This is a genomic window from Shinella sp. 838 (assembly GCF_029623935.1).
Lineage (GTDB): Bacteria > Pseudomonadota > Alphaproteobacteria > Rhizobiales > Rhizobiaceae > Shinella.
In genome coordinates, this window is the sequence record NZ_JARSBQ010000047.1 from 1 (window position 1) to 3,828 (window position 3,828).

General features: G+C 59.6%; 4 protein-coding genes and 1 pseudogene. All 5 read left to right on the plus strand.

From position 1 onward, the window contains the following. Positions 1-71 precede the first annotated feature (71 nt). Positions 72-1,331: an IS21 family transposase gene (istA, locus tag P9A16_RS35345; RefSeq protein ID WP_050746942.1), complete on the plus strand. Its 1,260-nt coding sequence runs from the start codon at positions 72-74 to the stop codon at positions 1,329-1,331. Next, complete coding sequence (istB, locus tag P9A16_RS35350) at positions 1,328-2,209, plus strand: IS21-like element ISRel3 family helper ATPase IstB (protein WP_050746940.1); 882 nt, start codon at positions 1,328-1,330, stop codon at positions 2,207-2,209. Before istA ends, istB begins: the two co-directional genes overlap by 4 nt. 98 nt (positions 2,210-2,307) lie before the next feature. Next, positions 2,308-2,658 carry a transposase gene (locus tag P9A16_RS35355; RefSeq protein WP_278026554.1) on the plus strand — a complete coding sequence of 117 codons (351 nt, stop codon included), beginning with the start codon at positions 2,308-2,310 and terminating at the stop codon, positions 2,656-2,658. Continuing rightward, positions 2,631-3,455 (plus strand): IS3 family transposase, encoded by an 825-nt coding sequence (locus P9A16_RS35360; RefSeq protein WP_245290443.1) that lies wholly within the window; start codon positions 2,631-2,633, stop codon positions 3,453-3,455. The genes P9A16_RS35355 and P9A16_RS35360 overlap by 28 nt, the downstream gene beginning before the upstream one ends. Positions 3,456-3,497: 42 nt before the next feature. Then, positions 3,498-3,725, plus strand: a pseudogene (locus P9A16_RS35365) (transposase); the annotation flags it as partial. Positions 3,726-3,828 lie beyond the last annotated feature (103 nt).

Here is a 3,828-nt window from a genome sequence, read left to right on the forward strand (position 1 = left end):
GGGGCGCGCCCCGGAAGACCGGCGGCGCGTCATCGCCGATACTCCTTCCGATGGTCGGAAGGGGGATGTTGGTGATCAAGCTGAGGGAGACGATCATGATCCTGGATCTGCATCAGCAGGGCCTGACGGTGTCGGCAATTTCCAGAGAAACCGGTATCGATCGCAAGACGGTGCGCAAATACATTGAGCGGGGCCTCGAAGCTCCGGCCTATGGTCCAAGAAAGCCTCGGGCAACGGTTATCGACCCGTTCGCTTCATACCTACGGGAGCGGGTCAAATCCTATCCCGGTTTGACCGGCAGTCGATTGCTTCGAGAACTGCGCGAGCGAGGCTATACCGGCGGCTACACGGCTGTGACGGATTTTCTCCGTGATGTGCGCCCTGCTGCAAGTCAGGGCTTCGAAGTTCGTTTCGAGACGCCGCCCGGAGAGCAGGCCCAAGTCGACTTCGCCCAGTTCCACGTCGTTTTCACCGACGAACCGATGACGCCGAGGATCGTCTGGCTGTTCTCGATGGTGCTGGGTCATAGCCGCCTCATCTGGGCGCGTTTCGTCATGCATCAGAACCTACCGACCGTCCTGCGTTGCCATATCGCGGCCTTCGAGGCTCTTGGTGGCGCTCCCAGGGAGGTGCTTTACGACCGGATGAAGACGGCCGTCATCGGTGAAGGCCAGACAGAGGGCATCGTCTATAACCGTGCCCTCATAGACCTGGCGCGCCATTACGGATTCCATCCCAAGGCCTGCAAACCGTATCGTGCCAAGACCAAGGGCAAGGTCGAGCGGCCATTCCGTTATATTCGCGAAGACTTCTTCCTCGCCCGATCTTTCCGTAACCTCGATGATTTGAATGCTCAGCTTCGGCATTGGCTGGATATCGTCGCCAATCCAAGGAAGCACGCCACGACCCTGCGCGTCATCAATGAAGCCTTCGCCGAGGAACGGCCGCACCTGCGACCATTACCGCTGGCCCCGTTCAAATCCGTCCTGAAGCTGGAACGCCGCGTGTCGCGCGAAGGTATGGTCAGCGTCGGCGGAAACACCTACAGCGTTCCGGATGCTACACGAAGCCGAATGGTGGAAGTCCATTCTCTCGCCGACGAGGTCCGCATCTTCGAAAACGGCATCCTGATCGCAGCCCATCCTGTCCTGGAGGGTCGTAAACAGCGCCGGGTTCATCCTGACCATCGACGAGCACTCGTGCCGCAACATCGGTCCAGGACACGGGACGACGCCATTATCGTCAAGCCTGCCGGCGACACCGTACTTCAGCGATCTCTCGCCTTTTACGACGCTGTGGGCAAAGTCCTGGCACAGGAGAACCGCCCATGAGCGCGACCCTCGATGCCATTCCGTCCATGATCGATCGCATCCGTCATGATCTCGTCGGCCTGAAGATGCCACGGGCGCTGGAAGCTCTCGACCATGTCGTGCGCCGCCTCGAGCACGGTGAACTATCGGCACTTGAGGCCATCGACATCCTCCTGTCCGAGGAACTAACGCTGCGCGAGAACAGCCGCATCAAGACCGCCCTGCGAATGGGCAGGCTTGCAACGATCAAAACGCTAGCCGGCTTCGACTTTACGTTCCAACCCTCGCTCGACCGAGATCGCATCTTTACCCTGGCGCAGCTCGGGTTCGTCGACCGTCACGAGGCAGTTCATTTCCTCGGCCCACCGGGAACGGGAAAGAGCCATCTTGCCACAGCGCTGGGCGTCGAAGCCGTGAAAGCTGGAAAGAGCGTGTACTTCACGACGCTCGCTGACCTGATCGGTTCGCTTGCGCGTTCCGAACGGGAAGGTCGGCTCCAGGAGCGCATTCGCTTCTTCTGCAGGCCAAGCCTGCTGATCGTCGATGAGATCGGCTATCTGCCGGTCGTCTCGGGCGGCGGCAATCTGTTCTTCCAACTCGTCAATGCACGATACGAACGGGGGGCAATGATCCTGACATCAAACCGCGGCTTTGCAGAATGGGGCGATGTCTTTGGCGATCCTGTCGTCGCAACGGCGCTGCTCGACAGACTGCTTCACCACGCCGTTGTCGTGCAGATCGAAGGATCCAGCTACCGGTTGCGCCAGCATGCCGAACTCATGCCGGAGCATGTCAGATCCAAAGCCCTCATCGCACCACCGGCTTTCGCCCCGCCTCAAAAGCCACGCGGGCGGCCCCCGAAAAATCCTCAGTTCTCCTTGACGTCCACGTCGGCATAAGTGGGGAATTTTACTTCGGCACTTGGAGTGCGCCCCTTGGGGTGGACGGACCGGGATGACGAATTGACCGGCCTACCGGGTTTTCGGAAAGAAGACCCATGGCAAAACACCGAAGTCACAGCGTGGAGTTCAAACGTCAGGTCGCGCAGGAATTTCTGACCGGCGAAACGCTGCATGGTCTGGCAAAACGCCACGACGTGTCGCGCAACCTTATCCGCATCTGGGTTCAGAAGTACGAGCAAGGCGCATTCGACGACGATGCGCAGGCGGCCGATCTCATCCAGGAATACGAGGCCCGGATCGCCGCCCTCGAACGGCTGGTTGGCAAGCAGGCTCTGGAACTGGAGTTTCTAAAGGGGGCTCTGAAAAGCGCACCGCGGCCGAAAAACGGAACTACATCCGTCATCACCGGCCCCGTGGCATCTCCGTCGCGGAAGGATGCCGGCTGATGGGAATCGCGCGCTCCACCTATTATGACCTCCCGGAACGGCCGGCCGACGACACCGCCATCGTCGAAGCAATGTTCGCGATCTGCGACGAGTTCGAATTCTACGGCTACCGCCGCGTCGGTGCGGCCCTGCGGCAGCAGGGTCTTGTCGTGAACCACAAGAAAATTCGTCGCCTCATGCGCGAACACGATCTAAGGCCGAAGATCAGGCGACGTTTCATTGCCACGACCGACAGTGACCACAATGGACCGATCTTCCCGAACCTGGCGAAGGATATCATCCCGAACGGTCCCAACCAGCTTTGGGTCAGCGATATCACCTATGTCTCCTTGCCGACCCGTTTCATCTACGTCGCCATCATCCTCGATGCCTGGTCGCGGGTGATCGTCGGATATGCCATCGGTCGATCGATCGATGCACGGCTGACGGTGGCGGCCTTGAACACCGCGATCGCCAGGCGAAGGCCGCCGCCGGGCGTAGTTCATCATTCCGATCGCGGTTCGCAGTATGCTGCAGAGCTCTACCGCGAGACGCTGGCCGCCAACGGTCTGATCGGTTCAATGGGCCGCCGCGGCAATCCGTACGATAATGCCAAGGCCGAAAGCTTCATGAAAACGCTGAAGGTCGAGGCGGTCTATCCGATGGCCTTCGAAACCTTCGAGGACATCACTGAACACCTTCCCCACTTCATCGAGGAGGTCTACAACAAGCGCCGGCTCCATTCAGCACTCGGCTACCTGAGCCCCCAACAGTTCGAGGATCAACACATCCGGCAGACTGGCAAATCAGCAGCCTGATCATTGTCCACTCCAAGGGGCGCACTCCAACTTCTGGGGAAAATTCACGCGGCATTGACACATCTGGCCGAAATCGCCCGACACGTCGATGCCGACGCGCACGCTATCCTCATCATGGATCAGGCAGGCTGGCACATGTCCAACAATCTCGTCGTGCCCGAAAACATCACCATTCTGCCACTCCCGCCGAAATCGCCGGAGCTGAACCCGGTCGAAAACCTCTGGCATTTCATGCGCGACAACTGGTTATCAAACGTAAGCATCCGAACAGCCACGCGGTATCTGCGCGCGCGGATGAGAACCAACCGGTTTATGGTGGTGAGGTTCGGTTCGGAGTTGGGGGGCGTGGCGTAGCGGACCGTCAGGTTTTCCG